Here is a 21,995-nt window from a genome sequence, read left to right on the forward strand (position 1 = left end):
AGCCATGAAACTGTCCATTTCCCCGCCCCCCTATGCGGACGCGCCCGTGGTGGTGCTGATTGCCGGTCTTGGCGGCAGCGGGAGCTACTGGCTGCCTCAGCTCGCCGTGCTGGGGCAGGAGTATCAGGTGGTGTGCTACGACCAGCGGGGCACGGGGAATAACCCGGATACCCTGCCGGAAGACTACACCCTCGCACACATGGCCGACGAGCTTGCGCTGGCGTTAGCCGGGGCCGGGATCGCCCGTTACTGCGTGGTCGGCCACGCGCTGGGGGCGCTGGTCGGCCTACGGCTGGCCATCGATAAGCCCGGCGCCCTCACCGCGCTGGTCTGCGTCAACGGCTGGCTGACCCTCAATGCCCATACCCGCCGCTGTTTTGACGTTCGCGAACGTCTGCTGCATGCGGGCGGCGCGCAGGCGTGGGTAGAGGCACAGCCGCTGTTTCTCTACCCGGCAGACTGGATGGCCGCCCGCGCCCCGCAGTTGGAGGCGGAAGAAGCGCTGGCGCTGGCCCATTTTCAGGGCAAAGCCAATCTGCTGCGCAGGCTGCATGCGCTGAAGCAGGCCGATTTCAGCCGCCACGCTGCACGCGTTCGCTGCCCCGTGCAGATTATCTGTTCCACCGACGATCTGCTGGTGCCGTCCGTCTGTTCTGATGAACTGCACGCCGCACTCCCGCAGGCCCGCAAAACGGTCATGCGCCAGGGCGGGCATGCCTGCAACGTGACCGCGCCGGACACCTTTAACACTCTGCTGCTGAACGGGCTTGCCAGCCTGCTGCACAGCCCAGAACCCGCTTTATAAGGAGCCTGAATGAGCGAAGCCATCACGCCCGCCGCGCTGGAAACGCTGTTTACCGGCGCACGCACCCATAACGGCTGGCTGGATATTCCGGTCAGCGACGAGACGCTGCGCGAGATTTATGACCTGATGAAATGGGGGCCGACGTCCGCCAACTGCTCCCCGGCGCGCATTGTGTTTGTGCGAAGCCCGGAAGGAAAAGAGAAGCTGCGCCCGGCGCTCTCCAGCGGCAACCTTGAGAAAACGCTCGCCGCGCCGGTCACGGCGATTGTCGCCTGGGACAGCGATTTTTATGAACGCCTGCCTGAGCTGTTCCCGCACGGCGATGCAAAGAGCTGGTTTACCTCCAGCCCCGCGCTGGCGGAAGAAACCGCCTTTCGCAACAGCTCAATGCAGGCTGCATATCTGATTTTCGCCTGTCGCGCCCTGGGGCTGGACACCGGGCCGATGTCGGGCTTTGACCGGGAAAAAGTAGATGCGGCCTTTTTCACGGGCACGCTGCTCAAAAGTAATCTGCTGATTAACATCGGCTATGGCGATATGAGCACAGTTTATGGGCGCTTACCGCGTCTGACCTTCGAAGACGCCTGCGGGCTGGCGTAAATAAGGAGCCATCATGACGACACTCGATCAACAAACGTTCCGTGATGCCATGGCCTGCGTCGGTGCGGCAGTCAACATCATCACCACCGACGGCCCGGCGGGAATAGCGGGCTTTACCGCAAGCGCGGTATGCAGCGTGACTGATTCCCCGCCCACTCTGCTGGTTTGCCTCAACCGTGGCGCGTCCGTCTGGCCGATTTTCAACGAGAACCGCAGCCTGTGCGTTAACACGCTAAGCGCCGGACAGGAGCCATTATCCAACCTGTTTGGCGGTAAAACGCCGATGGCAGAACGTTTTGCGGCCGCTCGCTGGCAGACGGGGGAAACGGGCTGCCCGCGTCTGGAGGCGGCCCTGGCCTCATTCGACTGCCGCATCAGCCAGGTGGTGAGCGTCGGCACCCACGACATTCTGTTTTGCGACATTGTATCGATTATCCGCCACCCGGCGCCGCAAGGGCTGGTGTGGTTCGACCGCGGCTATCACGCGCTTATGCGACCCGCCTGTTAATCCGCATTCAGGAGACAGATTATGTTCGGACTTCCCCACTGGCAGTTGAAATCGACCTCCACAGAAGAAGGCGTGGTCGCGCCGGATGAAAGGCTCCCGCTCGGGCAGACGATGGTGATGGGCGTGCAGCATGCGGTCTCGATGTTTGGCGCGACGGTGCTGATGCCCATGCTGATGGGGCTGGATCCTAACCTCGCCATTTTGATGTCGGGTATCGGTACCCTGCTGTTCTTTTTTGTCACCGGCGGGCGCGTGCCCAGCTACCTGGGCTCCAGCGCCGCCTTCGTTGGGGTGGTCATTGCAGCGACCGGGTTTAACGGTCAGGGTATTAATCCCAACCTGAGCGTGGCTCTCGGCGGCATTATCGCCTGTGGGCTGGTCTACACCCTGATCGGTCTGGTGGTGATGAAAGTCGGCACGCGCTGGATCGAGCGGATGATGCCGCCCGTCGTCACCGGGGCGGTGGTGATGGCGATAGGCCTGAACCTCGCGCCGATTGCGGTAAAGAGCGTTTCCGGCTCACCGTTTGAAAGCTGGATGGCGGTGATAACGGTGCTGTGCATCGGCGTGGTGGCGGTCTTTACGCGCGGCATGATCCAGCGGCTGCTGATCCTGGTCGGGCTGATTGCGGCCTGTCTGGTTTACGCGCTGCTGGCGAACGCGTTCGGGCTGGGCAAACCGGTTGATTTCACGCTGATTCACCAGGCCGCCTGGTTTGGCCTGCCGCAGTTAACCTCGCCCACCTTTAACGTTCAGGCAATGATGCTCATCGCGCCTGTCGCGGTGATTCTGGTGGCTGAAAACCTGGGCCACCTGAAAGCCGTCGCGGAAATGACCGGGCGCAATATGGACCCGTACATGGGCCGGGCGTTTGTGGGAGACGGTCTGGCGACCATGCTCTCCGGTTCGGTCGGTGGTAGCGGCGTGACGACCTACGCGGAAAACATCGGGGTGATGGCGGTGACCAAAGTTTACTCGACGCTGGTCTTCGTGGCGGCAGCGGTCATGGCGATGCTGCTCGGTTTTTCCCCGAAATTCGGCGCGCTGATCCACACCATTCCGGCTCCCGTCATTGGCGGCGCCTCGATTGTGGTATTTGGTCTGATTGCCGTCGCGGGGGCACGCATCTGGGTGCAGAACCATGTTGATCTGAGCCAGAACGGTAACCTGATCATGGTGGCCGTGACGCTGGTGCTGGGGGCGGGTGATTTCGCCCTGACGCTGGGCGGGTTTACAATTGGTGGGATTGGTACGGCGACCTTCGGCGCGATCCTGCTTAACGCCCTGCTGAGCCGTCGGAAAGGGGAAGATACGCAAGGAGAAGCGATCACCCCTTCAATCTGAAATAAGCTCACCTTTCATGCCGGGTGGCGCTACGCTTACCCGGCCTACAATGAGCATGTAGGCCCGCGCAAGCGTAGCGCCGCCGGGCAAAACGAACAATAAGTACGTTGTCAGCTGTCAGCCCCTTGTTCAGTACCCAACCCGGCAACTGCCTTGCGTCGCTTCCTGAGCTTTAACTCACTCACCAGCACCCCGGCGATAATAAACGCCGCACCCACTAACGCCAGCAGCGGCAGACGCTCCCCGGCGAGTCGCCCGAAAATACCCGCCCAGACCGGTTCACCGGTATAAATGACCGTCGCCCGTGTCGGGGATACGCTGCGCTGCGCCCAGTTCATGGTGACCTGGATAATGGCGCTGAAAATGCCCAGCCCCAGCGCCACGACGATAAGCCCGGTAGACATCGGCGGGACGGTCTCCCCAGCCGGCACCATCGTCGCGAACGCCACCAGCGACGCAGTGGCAAGCTGCACGACGGTCACCCGCTTAACGTCCACTTTCCCTGCCCAGGCGCTAATCAGAATAATTTCAGCCGCAATGGCAACGGCCCCCACCAGAGTGATGATCTCCCCCGGCCCCAACGCCAGCAGATTATTTTCCGGCCCGGCTAATAAAATAAGGCCGATGAACGCCAGCACAATGCCAATGCACGACATCAGTCCCGGCATTTTGCCGAGGCACAGCCACTGCAACAGCGGCACCAGCGGCACGTACATGGCGGTGATAAAGGCAGATTTACTGCTGGAAATAGACTGGAGCCCCCACGTTTGCAGGCTGTAACCCATGGCAATCGCCACACCAATAGCGATACCGGCTTTAAGCTCTCTCAGGGTTAAACCGCGCAGGGTTTTCAGCGAAATAAGCGCCACGGCAACCGCCGCGGTTGCAAAGCGCAGCCCCACGAAGAAAAACGGGTCGCTCATCGTGACCGCGTACTGAACGGCGAGAAAGGTTCCGCCCCAGAACATGGTGATTAAAATCAGGATGGCTTCCTGAGGCTTAATGGAGAAGGTAAAACGGGAAACGGACATGGGACACCAGCACAAAGAATCAATCCCGTAGTGTGCGATGCCTTTCATTACAGTTCAATGTAGCAGACATAAAAAAACCGCCGGGAAACCCGGCGGCAGGGCGTTAACCCGGCGTACTACTTGTTGCTGCCGTGGCTATTTTTGCCCCCTTTTTTACCAGCCTCTGATGCACGCTGAGGGTCGTTTTTAAAGTTACCCCCGCTAGACTGGCCACCTTTACGACCTGCTTCTGATGCTCTTTCACGGTCTTCAGCGAAATTACCTGAACCACCACGATGGTTTGCCATCTCTAACCTCCAGAGTGTGAAACATTAGACATCATATTGCATTCAGTAAAAGAGGATTCTTTCACCTCGCGGCTCAAGGACAGTGCCTTTATCTGTGCCGCGTGAAACTAAGCTTAGTGTAATGCGGCTATCCGGCAAGCGAGAGGTAATATTCTGCAACATGATCTCAGCCTTTCGTATGAAATATCTGAGAAGGCATTCATAAGCCGTTCTTATACTTTGAAAAATGCGCGCCGCGAAAGTTGTTTCATTTTGCTACAAGGCACGTAAACAAAAGATATTGTTATATATCAAATAAATGCCGTTCATTTTTGCAGTCTGGCCGTGATGTCATATCTTTAAAGGAACGCAGCGATCCGCTGTAAGAAAAACCAACGAGGAGTGATGCAAAATGGCAAAAGTTCTGGTGCTCTATTATTCCATGTATGGACACATTGAAACCATGGCTCACGCAGTTGCGGAAGGCGCAAACAGAGTAGACGGCGTTGAGGTCGTGGTGAAACGCGTACCGGAAACCATGCAGGCGGAAGCCTTCGCCAAAGCCGGGGGGAAAGCACAAAACGCCCCGGTCGCTACGCCGCAGGAGCTCGCGGACTATGATGCCATTATCTTCGGCACCCCGACCCGCTTCGGCAATATGTCCGGCCAGATGCGTACCTTCCTCGACCAGACGGGGGGACTTTGGGCCTCCGGCGCATTATACGGCAAGCTTGCCAGCGTGTTCAGCTCTACCGGCACGGGCGGCGGTCAGGAGCAGACGATTACCTCAACCTGGACTACCCTTGCTCATCATGGGATGGTGATTGTGCCGATCGGCTACGGCGCGCAGGAGCTGTTCGATGTTTCCCAGGTGCGCGGCGGTACGCCGTACGGTGCAACCACTATTGCCGGCGGGGATGGTTCACGTCAGCCAAGCAATGAAGAACTTTCAATCGCTCGTTATCAGGGTGAATACGTCGCAGGTCTTGCCAAAAAACTGAACGGATAACCCAACAGGAGGACATGTATGCCAACTCAAGAATCCAAAGCTCACCACGTGGGCGAATGGGCAAGTTTACGCAACACCTCTCCGGAGATTGCCGAAGCTATCTTTGAAGTCGCCAATTATGACGAAAAGCTGGCTGAGCAGATTTGGGAAGAAGGCAACGATGAAGTGCTGGTTCGCGCCTTCGAAAAAACCGACAAAGACTCGCTCTTCTGGGGCGAGCAAACCATCGAACGTAAAAACGTCTGAACCTTCCCCCCGCCCGTGCGGGGGGATTTCTGCTATTTCGCCGCGTTGTTCATTACCGCATTGAATTTATCGATCGGACAGAAGCCATTGCCATCCACCGGACAGCCCTTCAGCTCCAGCGTCACGCGCTGCGCAGGGGATTGCAGCGACAGCACGCTGGCGTTACGCAACTGCTCTGAGCTTTGGTAGACATACTCAATTTTCATCAGCTCCTGGTTGGCATTTTTGTCATGCCAGCGCTGGAAGACAATCTTGCCGCCAATCGGAGTACGCTCCTGCTGGTCGTGCAGCTGGTACGGTTTGAAATCGAGGGCGGTCAGCAGCGAAGCGATGTTCGAGTCATGCCCCACCAGCAGGGTGATTTTTGGCGCCTTCGCCTGTTCGGTCACCAGCGCGTTATCAATGTACTTCACCAGCGGTTTAGCCACGTTCTGCGCCACGTCCGTCGAGGTAAACAGCGAGTCCTGGTAGCCATTTTTCAGCTTCGACAGCACGCGCCACTGCTGGTCGGTCTTGATTTCGCCCCAGGCCACCTGGTCGGCCGGGAAGCCTTCGTAGTACTGAAGCGTGAACGCGTCCACCAGCGAGTTACCCACCTTCAGCGGCCCGGATACGCCAGGCTCTTTTTCATAATCGGCGCTGAACGTATCTTTCGCCTCCGTCAGGGAGCAGACTTTTTTCTCCTTGCAGGACGGCGAGTCGCCGTAGTTGGTCAGCTGTTCCAGCAGTTTGTAGCTTTCATCCAGCTGCATTTTCTGCCGTTCCGTCTCCATCGCCTTCAGCGCTTTCTCGCGAAACTCAGGCGAGTTATCGGTAATGACCGGATTGAAGGTGGGGTCCATAGTGCCCATTTTTTCCTGATGATGTACAGGAACATCGCACCCGGGGAACGCGCCGGTGATAAAGAACTGCGCGGTCGCCACGGTGCGCTGGAGGCTATTGGCGTAGGCATAGACGGTATCCGCTGGCGGGCATTCACCCGTCTTCACCATCCCCTGCTCTGCCAGCCACTCACGCATATAGTGACCCATATACACTTCCAGTACGCCGCCTTTGGTGGTGAGCTGTCCACCCGGGACGTCCCACTCCGGCCACTGCTTCGGCGTGGACTGCTCCAGCACGCTGCCGTTATTGGCAAGCGGCGCGCGCAGGTTGTGGCGGCTCATGATGAGCACCTGTTCCAGCTGATAGCCGTCCGGCGTGTCCTGCGCCTGTGCGCCAAAGGTCACGGAAAGGGTACCTGCCACGGCAACTGCGAGTAGTGCTTTTCTCATCCCTAATTCCTCACACGTTTTTTAATGTCTCACTGAGTGTGACAGATTCGTGACAGGTTTTTCGGGAAGCATTTCTCAAACTGATGATTAACGTGCTCACGGCGTGTGCCGATTAGTTTTATAATAAAACCAAACCCCACCGGAGAATTCGCTGTGAAACGTACCCGCCTTGAAGAGAGCACCTGCCCCGTCGCCCGTTCGCTGGATATTATCGGCGACTGGTGGTCGCTGCTGATTGTTCGCGATGCGCTGCGCGGCATTAAACGCTTCGGCGAATTCCAGAAAAGCCTCGGCATCGCTAAAAATATGCTGACCACGCGGCTTAAGTTGCTGGTGGATGAAGGCATCCTCCGGCTTCAGCCCGCGTCCGACGGCAGCGCCTGGCAGGAGTACGTCCTGACCGAAAAGGGACGTGCACTGCAAACCGTGCTGGTTGCCCTGTCACAGTGGGGGAATGAATTTTTGTTTGCGGAAAACGAATGCGGCACCGTGCTGGTTGATGCCGAACAGCGCAAACCCCTGCGCAAGCTGGCGCTTATCGCCGACGATGGGCGCGAACTGACGCCGGAAGAGATCGTGGCAAAACTTCCCTCCTGATCGTGCCCAACGGCAAAAGCACAAAACGATCGCCAACATGGTTGCATTATAAAACCAAATAGCGGAGAGTTAATTAAGTTTCATATTGAAACCAAATGTCCCCCTTTGCTTTGAGGTAACACACGATGACTACGCAAATCACCACCACCCTGATCACCGGCGCCTCTTCCGGGATCGGTGCCGTCTATGCCGATCGCCTTGCCGCGCGCGGCGCGAACCTGGTGCTGGTCGCCCGCCGCGAGGATCGCCTGAAAACCCTCGCCGCCGACCTGCGTGCGCGCTACGGGGTCGCAGTCGATATTCTGGTGGCCGATCTCACCGACGAAGCCGGGATCCGCGCCGTAGAAGAGGAGCTGCGCCGTAATACCGCCATTGATACGCTCATTAACAACGCGGGCACCGCGCAGATGGCACCATTCCTCGCGGGCGAGGTGGCGCAGCATCAGGCCATCAACACCCTGAACACCACGGCGCTGATGCGTTTAACCTACGCCATCCTGCCCCGCCTGGCGCAGAACAACCGCGGCACGCTGATCAATATTGCCTCCGTGCTGGCCCTGCACGTCCGCGCCGGCAGCGCGCTCTACAGCGCCACCAAGGCGTGGGTACTGAGCTTTACCCGTGGGTTACAGGAAGAATTTGCCGACAGCAACGTGCGCATTCAGGCCGTGCTGCCCGCCGCCACGGCGACAGAAATCTGGAGCCATTCCGGCGTCACGGTGAACGATCTGCCGGAAGGATCGGTGATGACCACCGACGATATGGTGGATGCGTCGCTGGCGGGTCTGGATCAAGGTGAACCGATCACCATCCCGCCGATGCATGACGCTGGCCTGTGGGAGCGCTACGAAGCGGCGCGCCTTGAGCTGTTCAACAGCGCGCGCACCGGCATTCCTGCACCGCGCTACGTGAAGCCGTAGCCCGGCGCTCTATCTGGCGTTCACACGGTGGAATAGAGAGTTTGTCACTCAGAAGGCGGTGATGCCGGTGACGATGCCGACATACAGCGCCGCCCACGCGCAGGCGGAAAGCAGGCTGACGGCGTAGACCTTGACGGCGTTCAGCCTGAGCATCCCCGCCGCCAGCGGCACGATGTAACGCAGCACCGCCAGAAAGCGCGACGTAAACAGTGCGATGACACCGTTCTTTTGCAGCTGATGCTGTACCCGCAAGAACTTACCGGCATGCTTCGACGTGATGCGCGTGACCATCCGGGTATGCCCCATTAGCTGGCCGATATGGTAATTCAGCACCGATCCCGCCGTTGCCCCTAGTACCACGGCCAGCCACGCCAGCGCAGGATGCATGCTCGCCTGGCTAACGCTGATACCCGCCAGCAGCATCACCGATGCGGGCGGCAGCACGGAGGAGATCAGCACCGTCGATTTACTCAGCGCCATCACCAGTAACAGTGCAAACAGATGTGCCGGATAGAGCGCAAAATGATCCAGCAGATTATCAAACCACGCCATACCCCACTCCGGATCGTTGTTTCTTCATAAAGGCTATTAGAAACGACCGATCTTAAATGAGGTTTCAACCGGTCAGACTTCCAGTCCCGCCCGGTATTGACCCCATTTCAGCACCGAGTTGACGCCGATGGAGAGGAACGGCTCCGGCGGGGTTTTGTTCGGGCCCGGCGAGGCGGTCAGGAAGTCGATCAGCTCGTTGCGTTCGCCCGCGATCATATCCGCCAGCAGTTTGCCGGTGGCGGTGCCCCGGGTGATCCCCAGCCCGTTACAGCACAGCGCACCGTAGACGTTCGGTGCCAGCTGGCCGAAGAAACCCTCATGGTTTTCCGACAGACAAATCGCTCCGCTCCATGAATATTCAAAATCAACCTTATCGAGCATCGGGAAGCGGCGTTCAAACGACTTACGGTGGTTAGCGATAAAACTCTTAAGATGCTGCTCGCGTGGGCGGCCGTCCGGGTGGAAGCTAAAGCTGTTGCGCACCAGAATACGGTTATCTACCGTCCGACGTACGGTGCTGCCAAACGGATGCGCCGGGATCACCCCCCAGACCGGTTTGCCGCCGAGCAGAGCCTGTTCATCCGCCGTCAGCGGGCGTGTCAGGCTGCCGTACAGGAAGGTTGGCAGCAGACGCCCGCGCAGAAAGCCAAAATGCGAGGCAAACGCGTTATTCGCCAGAATCAGTTTATCCGCCGTGATGCTGCCTTTGTCATGCACCAGCGTCACCCTGTCGCCGTAGTTAATGGCGGTAATCGGCGTGTATTCATAAAGCGTCACGTTCGACGGCAGGCTGTCAGCCAGTCCCTTCACCAGCGCCGACGGCTGAAGAAGGATCGTCCCCGGAATATAAAGCGCCTGTTTGTAGTAGGAGGTGCCGATATGATCGGGCAGGTCGTTGCCCGCAATCATCTGCGTTTCACGGCCAATCTTCTCCAGACCGCGGCGGTAGGCTTCGAGGATCGCCACGCCCTGCTCACCCACCGCCGCCTGATATTTGCCGGATTCGGACATCTGGCACGCAATGCCGTGCTCCTCCACGATGCCGCGCAGGACGTTCTGTCCCAGGGTGTTGAGCTTGAGGATCAGTCTGGCGGTGGTGACATCGCCAATATAGTCCTTGGCACCGATGTCGTGCGGCACGTCAATGGCAAAGCCTGCATTGCGTCCGGCCGGGCCGTATCCTACCTCCTGCGCCTCAATCAGTACGATTTCGTCGTCTGGAAAATTGAGTGCCATCTGGCGGGCGGCGGCAAGCCCGGTTAATCCGGCCCCCACAATGGCCCAGCGGGCATGTTTTTGCCCAACGTGGGCAGGACGCGGGGTGCGCGATGGACTGGTGTGATACCACCCTGGTAGGGCGTCATCAGCAGGAAGAGAGGTGATCTTTTGCACGTTGATTACTCCAGTACGCTGTCATTTTTTCTTTCGCTTGCGAGGATCCGTAAGCGCTGCTGATGTCATGGTAGCCAGGTAAACAAGTTGAATACGTGATGTATATCTCATGTATACAACAAGTATAAAAATAGTTAATTTACTGTTAATTCAGGCGTAAAAACGCCCCCGAGTACTCGGCGACAGAGGGGATGGATTCGGTGATTTTTGCCCGCCAGCACGTCCGGCAGGCGTCGTGTCAGGCAGGTTTATTCCGTAGACTGGACGCGCTCGTCGGCTTTTAGCCCCTGCGGCGCGATAAAGATCTCCATGTTTTCCCGGGATAGCTCCCAGTGCTCGAACACCAGATCCACCACGGTCTGCTCATCCCGTGCTTCCAGCGCGGCGATAAACGCATCGTGGTGAGCGGCGGACAGTTGCAAACGCCGCTCCATGTCATCATTTTGCGGACGGAAAAAGGTGTGACCGATGCGGCAATGATCTATCAGCAAACGACCGAGGCTCGGTTGCAGGTAGGGATTCGCCGCCATCTCACCCATGATCTCGTGAAAGCGATTGTTTTCCAGAGCTAACGCTTCGGCGTCATGGCTCTGGACCGCTTTACGAAAGCGTTTCTGCGTCTCCTTCAGCGCCTTTAGCTGCGCGGGCTTGTAATGCTGGACCGCAAGACGTCCAATGGCCGCATAGATCATCGGTGCCACCAGAAAGAAGTTACGCAGCGTGGCATGGCTCATGGGGATCACCCGCACGCCCCGCTTTTCAACAATCTCCAGATACCCTTCCCCGGCCAGACGCTGGAAAACTTCGCGCACCGGCGTGCGCGAAAGACCGTATTGCGCAGTCAGGCTGGCTTCATCCAGCAGCGCGTCCGGGTCCAGTTCCATGGTTAAGATCAGGCGCTTGAGATCCTCATACAGCGCAGCCTTCCCCGTTCTCATTCCCGCCTCCTTAAAATCGACCTGTGATGCTGCTTAACCTACAGATAAAGGCGCGCGACGGCAAAAATTATCCATAGCCGCGATCACGTTCTGCGCATCTCGCTGGCCGTCTGGTAGATCAACATCAGGAGCGGCTCCGGATCCCGGTCAGGTGGATGACGCAGGATCTCCCCGCGCAGCCAGATAATTTCACTGCTGGCGCGCTGGCGAAACGAGGCGACCTGCCCGGCATTTTTTAGCCACTTCAATATAAAGGCATTTTTCTGCCGGTTAGAGGCGATGCGTCCCTGCTTCCTCGACAGCCCTACCGCCACCAAAAGACAGAAATAGAAATGAATTCTCTCTTCCAGGCCGTTAAACACGGCTTCAGGCGTGGTCTTCTGCAACATCAATCCAGATGGTCTTCAGTTCGGTGTACTGATCGAGCGCGAACACGGATTTATCCCGCCCGCCGAAACCGGACTGCTTATAGCCCCCAAACGGCGTGGTGGCGTCACCTTCCCCGAAGCAGTTCACGGTCACGGTTCCGGCGCGAACGGCACGCGATACGCGGATGGCGCGATTAAGCGTGCCGGTATAGACCGACGCCGCCAGTCCGTAAGGGGTATCGTTCGCCAGCGCGATGGCCTCCTCTTCAGTTTTAAAGGTGGAGACGCACAGCACCGGGCCGAAAATCTCTTCGCGGAACAGCGCGCTTTCCGGCGTGACGCCGTCAATCACCGTCGGCTGGACGTAAGCCCCCTGTTCGGTATTACCGCCGTGCAGCACGCGCAGACCTTCCTGACGCGCCGTATTGAGGTAGCTGCTCACCTTGCTGAAATGCTCGGGCGAGACCATCGAGCCCAGACGGTTGTTGGGGTCGAGCGGGTTGCCCATTTTCCAGCTACCGATCTGCTTCGCCATCTCTGCCAGCAGCGCCTCTTTCACCTCTTCCTGCACCAGCAGGCGCGAGGTGGCCGAGCAGTTCTCGCCCATGTTCCAGAACGCGCCGTTAAGCACGTGTCCCGCCACCGCAGCAATATCGTCGGCATCGTTAAACACCAGCGCCGGGTTTTTCCCGCCGCACTCCAGCACCACCTTTTTCAGGTTTGACTCTGCCGCATAGTGCAGGAAGCGACGCCCGGTCGCGGTCGAACCGGTAAAGCTGACCATATCGATATCCGGATGCAGGCCTATCGGCTCACCCACTTCTTTCCCGGTGCCGGTAACGATGTTAAGCACCCCTGCCGGTATGCCTGCTTCAAACGCCAGTTCCGCAATACGCAACGCCGTGAGTGATGTCTGCTCAGCCGGTTTCACAATAATCGAACAGCCGGCCGCCAGCGCCGGGCCAATTTTCCAGGCCAGCATCAGCAGCGGGAAGTTCCACGGCAGAACGCAACCCACCACGCCAATCGGCTCACGGACCACCAGCGCCAGCGCATTGCCCGTCGGTGCCGTGTGGTCGTATAGCTTGTCGATGGCTTCCGCATGCCACTTCAGCACATGGATGGTTTCCGGCACGTCTACCGTCAGGCACTCGCTGACCGGCTTGCCGCTGTCGAGGCTTTCCAGCACGGCGAGGGATTCGGTCTCCTGCTCCATCAGCGCCGCCAGTTTGAGCAGGACCGCCTTGCGCTCGCCTGGTGCCCGCTTGCGCCAGCTTCCAGCTTCAAAGGCGGCGCGCGCCGCACTCACCGCCGCGTTAACGTCAGACTCATCGCACGCAGCAAGCGTTCCGATGGCTTCACCGGTCGCCGGGTTGTACGTCGTCAGGGTTTGACCGGAACGCGCCGGGGAGAAACGGCCATCGATAAACGCCTTGTCCGGAAGCGTAAGTTCATGCGCCAGGCGCGTGACATCGTTGAGTGTCTGAAGCTGTTTCATCCTGCCCCCTTACGCTGCCGTAACCGCTGCCACGTTGCGTTTCACCCCGGCAATCACCGCCTTCAGCTGTGCTTTCTCTTCTTCGTCGAGGCTTTGCAGCGGCGCACGCACCTGACCCGAGGTCAGACCGTTCAGCTCGCAGCCGTAGCGGATAGACTGCACAAACTTGCCGCCGTCGAGGAAGTTCATGAGTGGCATCATCGCCGCCATGATCTTGCGACCTTTCTCAAAGTCTTTTTCGACCACGCAAGCCTCATACAGCGCAACGTGTTCACGCGGAATGAAGTTAGACCCGGCACATACCCAGCTGCGTGCGCCCCAGGCGAAGAACTCCAGCGCCTGATCGTCCCAGCCGCAGGAGAGAGTGATATTGGGGAATTTGCAGGCCAGAAGATGCAGGTTATTAAAATCACCGGAGCTTTCTTTAATGGCGACCACGTTGGACGAACGGCTCACCGCGCGGAAGTAGGTTTCACCCATGGTGATCCCCATTCGGCCCGGGTAGTTGTAGAGCATAATCGGCAGCTGCGCGGCTTTATCCACCGTCAGCGCGTGATGCGCATTTTCCAGCTCGGTAGGCAGCGCGTACGGCGGCGACGTAACCAGAATGGCGTCAGCCTTTATTTCGCGGGCGTGCTTCGCATAGTCCACGGCATCTTCCGTACGGATAGCACCGGTACCGACAATCAGCGGCAGCCGGTTGCCTATCACCTGACGCGCATGTTCGGCCAGCGCCTTACGCTCTTCTGCGCTCTGGGCATAGTATTCCCCCGTTGAACCACCAATGATAATGCCGTGCACGCGCCCCTCGATCAGCGACTCCAGCACATCCGCAAACCGCGCAAAATCAATGCTGCCATCGGCGGCATAGGGGGTAATTGCCGGGGTGTAGATACCTTCAAATGTGAACACGATAACCTCCAGGGAAAATCTTTATGGGACTGCATGTGCAACAGCCAGACAGGCTGCGTTTGTTAAAAATTTGCACAGAGGAGCGAAAGAGGTCAATGCGTGAATATTTTTTGTATACATAGTAAATACAACATAAATACGTACAAGTAGTAAATTCCTACCGATGACAAAAAATTATTTATTAATATTCAATAAATTAAAAACATTATTCAGGCGTAGTAATTTTCTACATGTTTTCAGATAACGATCACATTCTGGAATTATTGCTCCTGGAGACGTATTTACAGCGTCAAAACGGCGGCATAGCTTTACAGCAATATTTAACCAGAATTTAACAGCCAGCCGCTTTGGTTGTAATGAAAATGTAAACAGAGGTACAGGGTATGCCCCAGAAGAAAGCCACACTCATCGGACTGATTGCCATCCTGCTGTGGAGCGCCATCGTTGGGTTGATCAAAAGCGTGAGTGAAGGCTTCGGCCCGGTTGGCGGCGCGGCGCTGATTTACACCTGTAGCGCCATTCTTCTGCTGTTCACCGTGGGCTTTCCGACACTAAGTCGATTTCCCCGCAGCTACCTCATTTTCGGCAGTATTCTGTTCGTCTGCTACGAACTCTGTCTGTCGCTGTCCCTGGGCTTCACCCATTCTGGCCGCCAGGCTATTGAAGTCGGGATGGTGAACTATCTCTGGCCGAGTATGACCATACTGCTGTCAGTTATCGTGAACCGACAAAAGACCAGCCCGCTGATTATTCCCGGCATCATTTTAGCCGTCGCCGGAATTTGCCGGGTATTAGGCGGCGATAAGGGTTTTTCTTTCACCGGGATGAGCCATAACGTCATGGAAAATCCGCTCAGTTATGGCCTGGCCTTTAGCGGTGCCATTATTTGGGCAATATATTGTGTGGTCACCAAAATTATCGCTAAAGGCAATAACGGGATCACCTTGTTCTTTATTTTGACCGCGATGACATTATGGGTTAAATACCTCATCTCCCCTCAGCCAGAGTTTATTCTTTCCTGGCATGCATGGATAAGTTTATTGCTGGCCGCCATCGCCATGGGCTTTGGTTATGCCGCCTGGAACGTCGGCATTCTGCACGGCAACGTGACGATGCTGGCAGCCGCCTCATATTTTATCCCTGTTATCTCAGCGGTACTGGCCGCGGTTATGTTGAATTCACACCTGACGATCGCGTTCTGGCAAGGCACTGCCATGGTGAGTCTGGGCTCGCTGATCTGCTGGTGGTCTACCCGCAGCACTGCACCGAAAGCCGTACCTGTTATAAGAGAAAGCAAGTAAGACCCTAATAACAATAAAGCCTCTTACCCGACCATCCTGCATCGGAGGAATATTTATAATGAACTGCCCGATTTAACAGAAAAAATATTTATTACGTTCGCTTTAACACTATTACCTGACCTACATTTAAACCGCGATCGACGGATGAGCGGCAATGGCTTTTGTGCCCGTTGCAGGCCGTTAATCCGACGACATCGGGGAAAGACAGGAGTTACCATGTCAAATACCATTTCTGTAGAAGACGTCCCTCTTAACCGCTTTCACCGGTTGCTGACCGTGCGTTCAGGCGGCGGATCCTTTGTCGATGGATACGTGCTCAGTATTATCGGCATCGCCATGATGAAAGTCTCCCCCGCCCTCGGACTGAGCGCATTCTGGGAAGGATTGATTGCCGCCTCGGCGCTGATCGGTATCTTCTTCGGCGGCTTTATCGGCGGTGCGCTAACGGATCGTCTTGGCCGACGCGTTCTCTATTTCGTGGGCCCAACCCTTTTCGTCGTCTGCTCTGTCGCACAATACTGGGTACAAAGCGGCGAAATGCTGTTTGCGCTGCGCTTTATGAATGGCGTTGCCGTCGGGATTGAATACCCGGTCGCGACCGCTTTCCTGGTGGAGTTTCTGCCGAAGAAAAACCGTGGACCGTGTCTCGCGACGCTGACCATCCTCTGGTTTGCGGGCGCAGCCGTGGCGTATCTGACCGGCGAAGCCATTCTTAATTTTGGTGGCCCCGACGCCTGGCGCCTGACGCTGGCCAGTACCGCCATCATCGGCGCTCTGCTGTTCATCGTCCGCCTGGGCACCCCGGAATCGCCGCGCTGGTTAATGAGCAAAGGCCGCCATGCCGAGGCCGAAGCGATTATCCGCCGCGTTTACGGCCCTGAATTTGGTCTGGATAACTTACCGGTGCAGGCTGAAAGTAAAAACCTCTCGTTTGCCAACCTGCTTCATTCTGGCTACGGAAAACGCATGGCGTTTGTGACGGTTTTCTGGACGTGTTCGGTGATCCCGGTGTTTGCCGTCTATGCCTTTGCGCCAAAGGTGCTGGACGCGCTGCATCTGAGCGGTAACTGGGCCTCTTACGGCTCGGTGGCGATCACCCTGCTGTTCGTGGTCGGCTGCGTCATTGCCACCCGCCTGGTCAATATCCTGGGGCGTCGTAAGCTGCTGCTACACAGCTTCCTGTGGTCCGGGCTGGCGCTGCTGCTGTTAGGTTTTCTGCGTGACGGGCCGTCTGCGGTGATCCTGCTGATGTTTGGCCTGTACGCGCTGTTTATTGGCGGGGCGCAGGTTCTGCAATTGGTCTACCCGAACGAGATTTTCCCGACGGAAATCCGCGCGGGGGCCGTGGGCGTTGGCACATCGCTGTCGCGTATTGGCGCGGCAGTCGGCACCTGGCTGGTACCGGTGTCGCTACAGAGCCTCGGCATTGGCCCGACGATGTATATCGCCGCTGCAATCACCTTCTTTGGTCTGGCGGTGTCGTGGTTCCTCGCACCGGAAACGAACGCTCGCAGCCTGGAGGATGCCTCCTCGCTTGAGGAAACGCCCTCGCGTGAAAAGCCCCCGATGCAGGCGGTGATGCCGAAGCGTCAAAGCCTGTAAAACCTGTTGCCGGGTGGCGCTGCGCTTGCCCGGCCTACCGATACTCTACTCTTTGACCAGCTTTTCCACTTCCCTGCGACGTTTGCGGAAAGAACTCGGCGTTTCACCGTACTGTTTGCGAAACCATGAGATCAAATGCGACGCGTCCGAAAACCCGGTCGCAGCGGCTATCGCATTAATGCTGTTGCTTGAATCCGCCATCAGCTTACGCGCCTGCTCAAGGCGCATGCTGCGCCAGTAAACGGCCGCCGAGTGGCCGGTGCATTTAGTAAAAATCAGGTTTAACTGACGGAAGGTGACCCCGGCAAAATCCGCCACGTCCGCCAGCGGAATCGGCGAATCAAGATGATGCTTCATAAACCCAATCACCTTGCTGACCAGTTCGTTTTCATACACCTCCGGCGCAGTGAGCGAGGCCTTCTGCCTCCCTTTGCTGGCAGGCTGAGGGGTGTCATCCACCAACAGATACTTCAGCACTTTTTGGGAGCGTACCAGACCGCAATGGCGACGGATCAGATCCGCCGCGAGATCAATCGCCGTGCCGCCCGGGCACGAGATAATGCCGCCGTCCTTGATATAGGTTTTGTCGATCACCGGAATCGCTTTCGGAAAGCGCTGCCGGAATTCGTCACGGGTGGTGAAATGGATCGCGCAGTGGCGTCCGTCCAGCAGTCCGGCGTTCCCGGCCACAAACGCCCCGCTGCACAAGGTGATGATAGGAATGTTTCGCGCATGCAGTTCGCGCAGTGCCTGTAACAGCCATTCGGGGGGATGGCGCGTCTCTTCAAGCAACCCGCCCGCCACCACGAAGTAATCCCACGCCTTGCTGAAATCCAGCTTTGCCGTAGGCGAAACCGGCAGCCCACAGCTGGCCGTGACCGGCTGGTCGTCACAGGTCATCCACTCCCAGCGGCAAAAGATTTGCCGGCTGGAGAAGGATTCGTCCGCCGCAAAACGCAACGACTCCACCAGCCCGGCAACCGAGGCCAGGGTGAACTGGCGCATCAGCAAAAAACCGATGGTCAAATCGGGCTTCGGCTCATCGTCGGCTAAGGGCATGACTCTGGCTCCTGCAATCCACCCAGCTTGCTCAGCAGGCGTTTTAGATCGGTTATATCCTGCGCATCCAGCCCCGCCGTAATCATCTTTTCGGCGCTTTTCGCCTGCTCAATCATCTGTGCGAGCATCGCTTCGCCGTCTGCGGTCATCGTCACCCGTTTGCGGCGGCGGTTTGTCGGGTCGGTCTCTACATTCAACAAACCACTTTTGGTCATGCGGTCGATCACATAAGTCCCCGTCGCTTTATCAAACCCGGCGCGGTTGCCCAACGTTTGCTGATCGCAGGTAGTTTCTTCGGCTAATACCACCAGTATGGCGTACTGTACCGCCGAAAGCCCGCTATCAACGCACTGCGTCCAGCACATCGTTGAGTGCTGCCCTGCCCGACGCACCAGATGCATTAACGAACTGTCTCCGTGGGGCCAGAGCGGCGCGGCATGAATGAGATCGTGATTTTCTGACATCAGTTGTGTTGACTCCTGAAAACGGGAAACATATAGTTTGAACTCAAACTGTTTGACTACAAACTATAGCCATAAAGGACTTTATCGCATTCTACAGGATGTTTCCATGGCAGGCCTGAGGAGTGCCGCATGAAATATTACGATGATTTGAGAAGTTTTATCGATGCGCTGGATGCGATGGGCGACATCATGCATGTGACCCGGGAAGTCGACGGAGATTTTGAACCCAGCGCCATAACCCGCCGCAGCTATGAGCTCCAGTCGCCTGCGCCGCTGTTCCATAAGGTTGCAGGCGTTGCGCCTGGCTTTAGATTGTTTGGCGCGCCAGCCAGCCTCTCCTCACGGGCCGATATGGCTTACGCCCGCGTGGCGATGTCACTGGGACTGGCCCCCGAATCTACCGGGCCGGAGATCATTGAAGCGCTCTCTGCGGCGCGCAGTAAACCCGGCATTCCTCCCGTTCGGGTAAACGCTGCCGATGCCGCATGCCAGCAGAACATTTTGCGCGGAGATGACGCCAGCCTGGACCGTTTTCCCATCCCGTTTGCTCACGATAAAGACGGTGGGCGCTACGCCAACACCTGGGGCACGCTGATTGTCACAACGCCCGACGGCAAGTGGGTGAACTGGTCGATTGCCCGCGTCATGAAAGTTGACGGCAAACGAATGGTGGGACTGATTGTGCCAGGCCAGCACATCGGACAGATCTGGACCGAGTGGGTCAATATCGGTCAGCCCATGCCTTACGCCCTGGTGCAGGGGCCGGCTCCCGCGATCTCCTGCGTCTCCGGCATCCCGATCCCGGCACATGCGGATGAAGCGGATTACATCGGCACGCTCGCAGGCGCGCCGGTACCGGTCGTCAAGGCTGTGAGTATCGACCTTGATGTGCCCGCAACGGCAGAAATAGTCATCGAGGGGCACGTGTCCATCACCCGCGACTGTCAGGAAGGCCCGTATGGCGAATACGGCGGATATCTGGGCGAGGGCTCTTCGGCCCAGCCCACCTTCCACGTCGAGACCATCACCCATCGCGACGATCCTATCTGGCCAATGTCAATCACCGGACGCCCGACGGACGAGTCCCATACGCTATGGGCGATGGGGCTGGCGGCCGATGCGTTAACGCACCTGCGTGAAGCTAATCTACCGGTTAAAACCGCATGGATCCCGGAAGATTCCACCGTGCACTGGCTGCTGGTTGTCATCCCGCAGAACTGGCGCGAACGGCTGCCGGGAGTGACCAGTGAGGCGCTGACTCAGCGCATCGGCGAAGTTCTTTTCAACACCGACTCGATGGTCTTTATTCCAAAAGTGTACGTGGTGGATGATGATTTCGACCCGACCAACCTGCGCGAAGTGGTGTGGGTGCTGTCAACCCGCGTCCACCCGGTTGGCCATCGAGCAGTGTTTAATGACCAGCGCGTAATCCGTCTGCCGCAGTGCTACGACGAAGAGGAATACGTGGCGGGTAAAGGGGCGAAAGTGGTCTTTGATACCCTGCAAACCAAACGCCATCTGCATGCCTCATTTGACCAGGGATATCCTGAAGAGATTCGCCAGCGCGTGCTGGATAACTGGGAATAAATAATGGACGCCTCTGCGGAGGCGTCATTAAACGGTCCGTCAACGCTGTAAAAATAATTATTCTTCTAAACATTTCATAAACGCTAATTAAATTCCAGAGCAGAGTTTAAAAAGAGGCGTATTATCCCTCACGTTTTACAACGATCTCGTTATGGCGAGGCTCCTGTACAAATACACGTTATCGCTCTGGTGGGTTCGAGAGAACCGGCACAGGGTAAAACAGGCACTGTCGAATCAAGGCTTTGTCAGTATAACTTCCCTTGCGGGATACGGTGTACAGTGCTGAACCCAGGACGTGGGGATCTCCTTTCCGACATGCCCTGTCTTGCTCGCCCCTGAGAGATTTTATTATTCAAAGGGAATTTACTATGTCTTACGCAATTCACAACCAAAACCTGGCTTTTAATGATAGCGCCATCGCGCAATATATGAATACCGATTTTATCGTTATCGATATTACATTATGTGTGGCTCTGGCACGCGAGCAGTTCTTTGAAAAATTAAAAGATGATGATATTCCGTCACATATTTTTATCGAAGATAACGGTCGACTCGCGGGTTTGATTGCCGTACGCAAATTATTGCAGGCCACGAATACCGTGCAGCCCGTTAGGGCGCTGATGATATCGGATTTTATCCAGCTTAAACCGGAAGATGAGCGGGCATATGTCGCCGGGCTGCTGGCGCACGCGGGTGCGGATGTCGTACCGGTGGTGACCCACGGTAAGCTGGTGGGTTGCCTGACCGAACGTGAAATCGCCCATCTGCTGGAAGATGACGTTACTGAAGATGCCCAGCTTCAGGGGGCGACGCTGCCGCTGGAGAAACCCTATCTGGAAACCAGCGCCTTCAGCCTGTGGAAGAAACGCTCTGTCTGGCTGTTGCTGCTGTTTGTTGCGGAAGCATATACCAGTTCCGTGATCCAGCATTTTGAAGAGGCGCTGGAATCTGCCATCGCGCTGGCGTTCTTTATTCCCCTGCTGATTGGCACCGGCGGAAATAGCGGGACGCAGATCACCTCGACGCTGGTGCGTGCCATGGCGCTGGGTGAAGTCCACCTTCGCGATGTGGGTCGCGTGCTGCGCAAAGAGATGAGCACCTCGTTAATGATTGCCGCCACGCTGGGCCTGGCGGGCTGCGTTCGCGCCTGGATGATGGGCATTGGGATGGAAATCACGCTCATCGTTAGCCTGACGCTGGTCTGCATTACGCTGTGGAGCGCCATCGTCTCGTCGGTGATCCCGATGGTACTGAAACGCTGCAAAATCGATCCGGCGGTGGTCTCCGCACCGTTTATCGCCACGCTAATCGACGGCACCGGGCTGATTATCTACTTCAAAATCGCGCAGTATACGCTGGGGCTGGAATAACGAAAAAACCCTGCGATATTGCTATCGCAGGGTTTTCGAATTTGGCGGAAGCGTAGAGATTCGAACTCTAGAACCCTTTCGGGTCGCCGGTTTTCAAGACCGGTGCCTTCAACCGCTCGGCCACGCTTCCAAAGTGAGGCGCACTATAAACATCTCTGAGCATGATGTAAAGCATGAAATTGCATTACGTTAAGCATCTTCGTCATTCTCTTCCAACCCGCTGACTTTTTCATCATCGACTGGCTAATAAGCGTGATGACATTGTTCTGATGCATGAGACAAAAGCCAACCGCACGGTGAGAATCGTTAATATTATCTGTTCGCCGATGCATTTTACGGCTCACCCTTTTCT

23 protein-coding genes, 1 tRNA gene and 1 riboswitch are annotated in these 21,995 nt (G+C 57.1%); of the genes, 12 read left to right on the plus strand and 12 right to left on the minus strand.

The features are described from left to right. The first annotated feature begins 4 nt into the window (after positions 1 to 4). Genes rutD through rutG form a run of 4 tightly spaced genes read left to right on the plus strand, consistent with a single transcriptional unit; the run spans position 5 to position 3,257 of the window. On the plus strand, positions 5 to 805 hold the full coding sequence (gene rutD, locus G6Q29_RS11530; protein ID WP_165465698.1) for a pyrimidine utilization protein D: 801 nt from the start codon (positions 5 to 7) through the stop codon (positions 803 to 805). A 9-nt stretch (positions 806 to 814) separates the two neighbouring features. Further along, complete coding sequence (locus tag G6Q29_RS11535; protein ID WP_165465699.1) at positions 815 to 1,405, plus strand: malonic semialdehyde reductase; 591 nt, start codon at positions 815 to 817, stop codon at positions 1,403 to 1,405. Between the two features lie 13 nt (positions 1,406 to 1,418). Next, on the plus strand, positions 1,419 to 1,913 hold the full coding sequence (rutF, locus tag G6Q29_RS11540) for an NADH-dependent FMN reductase RutF (protein WP_165465700.1): 495 nt from the start codon (positions 1,419 to 1,421) through the stop codon (positions 1,911 to 1,913). A gap of 21 nt (positions 1,914 to 1,934) precedes the next feature. Then, complete coding sequence (gene rutG, locus G6Q29_RS11545) at positions 1,935 to 3,257, plus strand: pyrimidine utilization transport protein G (protein ID WP_165465701.1); 1,323 nt, start codon at positions 1,935 to 1,937, stop codon at positions 3,255 to 3,257. A 110-nt stretch (positions 3,258 to 3,367) separates the two neighbouring features. Here the strand turns inward: rutG and G6Q29_RS11550 are convergent, their stop codons facing one another. Then, positions 3,368 to 4,288 carry a DMT family transporter gene (locus G6Q29_RS11550; protein ID WP_165465702.1) on the minus strand — a complete coding sequence of 307 codons (921 nt, stop codon included), beginning with the start codon at positions 4,286 to 4,288 and terminating at the stop codon, positions 3,368 to 3,370. Between the two features lie 116 nt (positions 4,289 to 4,404). Continuing rightward, positions 4,405 to 4,575, minus strand: coding sequence for a general stress protein (locus tag G6Q29_RS11555; protein ID WP_001273664.1), 171 nt, complete (start codon positions 4,573 to 4,575; stop codon positions 4,405 to 4,407). A 391-nt stretch (positions 4,576 to 4,966) separates the two neighbouring features. On the opposite strand from G6Q29_RS11555, the gene wrbA reads away from it, so the two are divergent. Continuing rightward, complete coding sequence (wrbA, locus tag G6Q29_RS11560; RefSeq protein WP_165465703.1) at positions 4,967 to 5,563, plus strand: NAD(P)H:quinone oxidoreductase; 597 nt, start codon at positions 4,967 to 4,969, stop codon at positions 5,561 to 5,563. An 18-nt stretch (positions 5,564 to 5,581) separates the two neighbouring features. Continuing rightward, entirely contained in the window at positions 5,582 to 5,809 is a 228-nt protein-coding gene (locus tag G6Q29_RS11565) for a YccJ family protein (protein ID WP_006809324.1), read from the plus strand. A gap of 32 nt (positions 5,810 to 5,841) precedes the next feature. Here G6Q29_RS11565 and agp read toward each other — a convergent pair whose 3' ends face one another. Next, the gene (gene agp, locus G6Q29_RS11570) at positions 5,842 to 7,083 is read right to left on the minus strand and encodes a bifunctional glucose-1-phosphatase/inositol phosphatase (protein WP_165465704.1); all 1,242 of its coding nucleotides are present in this window, start codon (positions 7,081 to 7,083) and stop codon (positions 5,842 to 5,844) included. Positions 7,084 to 7,236: 153 nt separating this feature from the next. On the opposite strand from agp, the gene G6Q29_RS11575 reads away from it, so the two are divergent. Beyond that, entirely contained in the window at positions 7,237 to 7,680 is a 444-nt protein-coding gene (locus G6Q29_RS11575) for a winged helix-turn-helix transcriptional regulator (RefSeq protein ID WP_047650821.1), read from the plus strand. A gap of 125 nt (positions 7,681 to 7,805) precedes the next feature. Then, positions 7,806 to 8,600 carry an SDR family NAD(P)-dependent oxidoreductase gene (locus G6Q29_RS11580; RefSeq protein ID WP_165465705.1) on the plus strand — a complete coding sequence of 265 codons (795 nt, stop codon included), beginning with the start codon at positions 7,806 to 7,808 and terminating at the stop codon, positions 8,598 to 8,600. A 48-nt stretch (positions 8,601 to 8,648) separates the two neighbouring features. Here G6Q29_RS11580 and G6Q29_RS11585 read toward each other — a convergent pair whose 3' ends face one another. From G6Q29_RS11585 to G6Q29_RS11610, 6 genes are all read right to left on the minus strand, one after another. Then, the gene (locus G6Q29_RS11585; RefSeq protein ID WP_165465706.1) at positions 8,649 to 9,152 is read right to left on the minus strand and encodes a DedA family protein; all 504 of its coding nucleotides are present in this window, start codon (positions 9,150 to 9,152) and stop codon (positions 8,649 to 8,651) included. A gap of 72 nt (positions 9,153 to 9,224) precedes the next feature. Then, on the minus strand, positions 9,225 to 10,544 hold the full coding sequence (locus tag G6Q29_RS11590; protein WP_165465707.1) for an NAD(P)/FAD-dependent oxidoreductase: 1,320 nt from the start codon (positions 10,542 to 10,544) through the stop codon (positions 9,225 to 9,227). A gap of 248 nt (positions 10,545 to 10,792) precedes the next feature. After that, positions 10,793 to 11,482 (minus strand): GntR family transcriptional regulator, encoded by a 690-nt coding sequence (locus G6Q29_RS11595; RefSeq protein ID WP_165465708.1) that lies wholly within the window; start codon positions 11,480 to 11,482, stop codon positions 10,793 to 10,795. A gap of 83 nt (positions 11,483 to 11,565) precedes the next feature. Continuing rightward, positions 11,566 to 11,871, minus strand: a complete 306-nt coding sequence (locus G6Q29_RS11600) for a hypothetical protein (protein WP_242637211.1) — start codon at positions 11,869 to 11,871, stop codon at positions 11,566 to 11,568. Then, entirely contained in the window at positions 11,849 to 13,348 is a 1,500-nt protein-coding gene (locus tag G6Q29_RS11605) for an aldehyde dehydrogenase (protein ID WP_165465709.1), read from the minus strand. The genes G6Q29_RS11600 and G6Q29_RS11605 overlap by 23 nt, the downstream gene beginning before the upstream one ends. A 9-nt stretch (positions 13,349 to 13,357) precedes the next feature. Then, on the minus strand, positions 13,358 to 14,260 hold the full coding sequence (locus tag G6Q29_RS11610) for a dihydrodipicolinate synthase family protein (protein ID WP_165465710.1): 903 nt from the start codon (positions 14,258 to 14,260) through the stop codon (positions 13,358 to 13,360). Between the two features lie 383 nt (positions 14,261 to 14,643). Between G6Q29_RS11610 and yddG the strand changes: the two genes are divergently transcribed. Both yddG and G6Q29_RS11620 read left to right on the plus strand, forming a co-directional pair. Further along, on the plus strand, positions 14,644 to 15,561 hold the full coding sequence (gene yddG, locus G6Q29_RS11615; protein WP_165465711.1) for an aromatic amino acid DMT transporter YddG: 918 nt from the start codon (positions 14,644 to 14,646) through the stop codon (positions 15,559 to 15,561). Between the two features lie 216 nt (positions 15,562 to 15,777). Continuing rightward, positions 15,778 to 17,163 (plus strand): MFS transporter, encoded by a 1,386-nt coding sequence (locus G6Q29_RS11620; RefSeq protein ID WP_165465712.1) that lies wholly within the window; start codon positions 15,778 to 15,780, stop codon positions 17,161 to 17,163. Between the two features lie 45 nt (positions 17,164 to 17,208). Here G6Q29_RS11620 and G6Q29_RS11625 read toward each other — a convergent pair whose 3' ends face one another. Together G6Q29_RS11625 and G6Q29_RS11630 are read right to left on the minus strand one after the other, a co-directional pair. After that, entirely contained in the window at positions 17,209 to 18,222 is a 1,014-nt protein-coding gene (locus G6Q29_RS11625; protein WP_148388892.1) for a GlxA family transcriptional regulator, read from the minus strand. Further along, a complete protein-coding gene (locus G6Q29_RS11630) occupies positions 18,213 to 18,686 on the minus strand; it encodes a MarR family winged helix-turn-helix transcriptional regulator (protein WP_165465713.1) in 474 nt (157 codons plus the stop codon). The genes G6Q29_RS11625 and G6Q29_RS11630 overlap by 10 nt, the downstream gene beginning before the upstream one ends. 129 nt (positions 18,687 to 18,815) lie before the next feature. Here G6Q29_RS11630 and G6Q29_RS11635 point away from each other — a divergent pair, with 129 nt between their 5' ends. Together G6Q29_RS11635 and G6Q29_RS11640 are read left to right on the plus strand one after the other, a co-directional pair. Next, complete coding sequence (locus tag G6Q29_RS11635; RefSeq protein ID WP_165465714.1) at positions 18,816 to 20,273, plus strand: UbiD family decarboxylase; 1,458 nt, start codon at positions 18,816 to 18,818, stop codon at positions 20,271 to 20,273. A gap of 138 nt (positions 20,274 to 20,411) precedes the next feature. Beyond that, positions 20,412 to 20,581: riboswitch (M-box (ykoK) riboswitch) on the plus strand. 60 nt (positions 20,582 to 20,641) lie between these two features. After that, positions 20,642 to 21,643 carry a magnesium transporter gene (locus G6Q29_RS11640; protein WP_165465715.1) on the plus strand — a complete coding sequence of 334 codons (1,002 nt, stop codon included), beginning with the start codon at positions 20,642 to 20,644 and terminating at the stop codon, positions 21,641 to 21,643. Between the two features lie 42 nt (positions 21,644 to 21,685). On the opposite strand, the gene G6Q29_RS11645 is transcribed toward G6Q29_RS11640, so the two are convergent. Then, positions 21,686 to 21,773: transfer RNA gene (locus G6Q29_RS11645), tRNA-Ser, on the minus strand. Positions 21,774 to 21,995: the final 222 nt, after the last annotated feature.

This window comes from Enterobacter cloacae, assembly GCF_011078175.1.
Lineage (GTDB): Bacteria > Pseudomonadota > Gammaproteobacteria > Enterobacterales > Enterobacteriaceae > Enterobacter > Enterobacter cloacae_Q.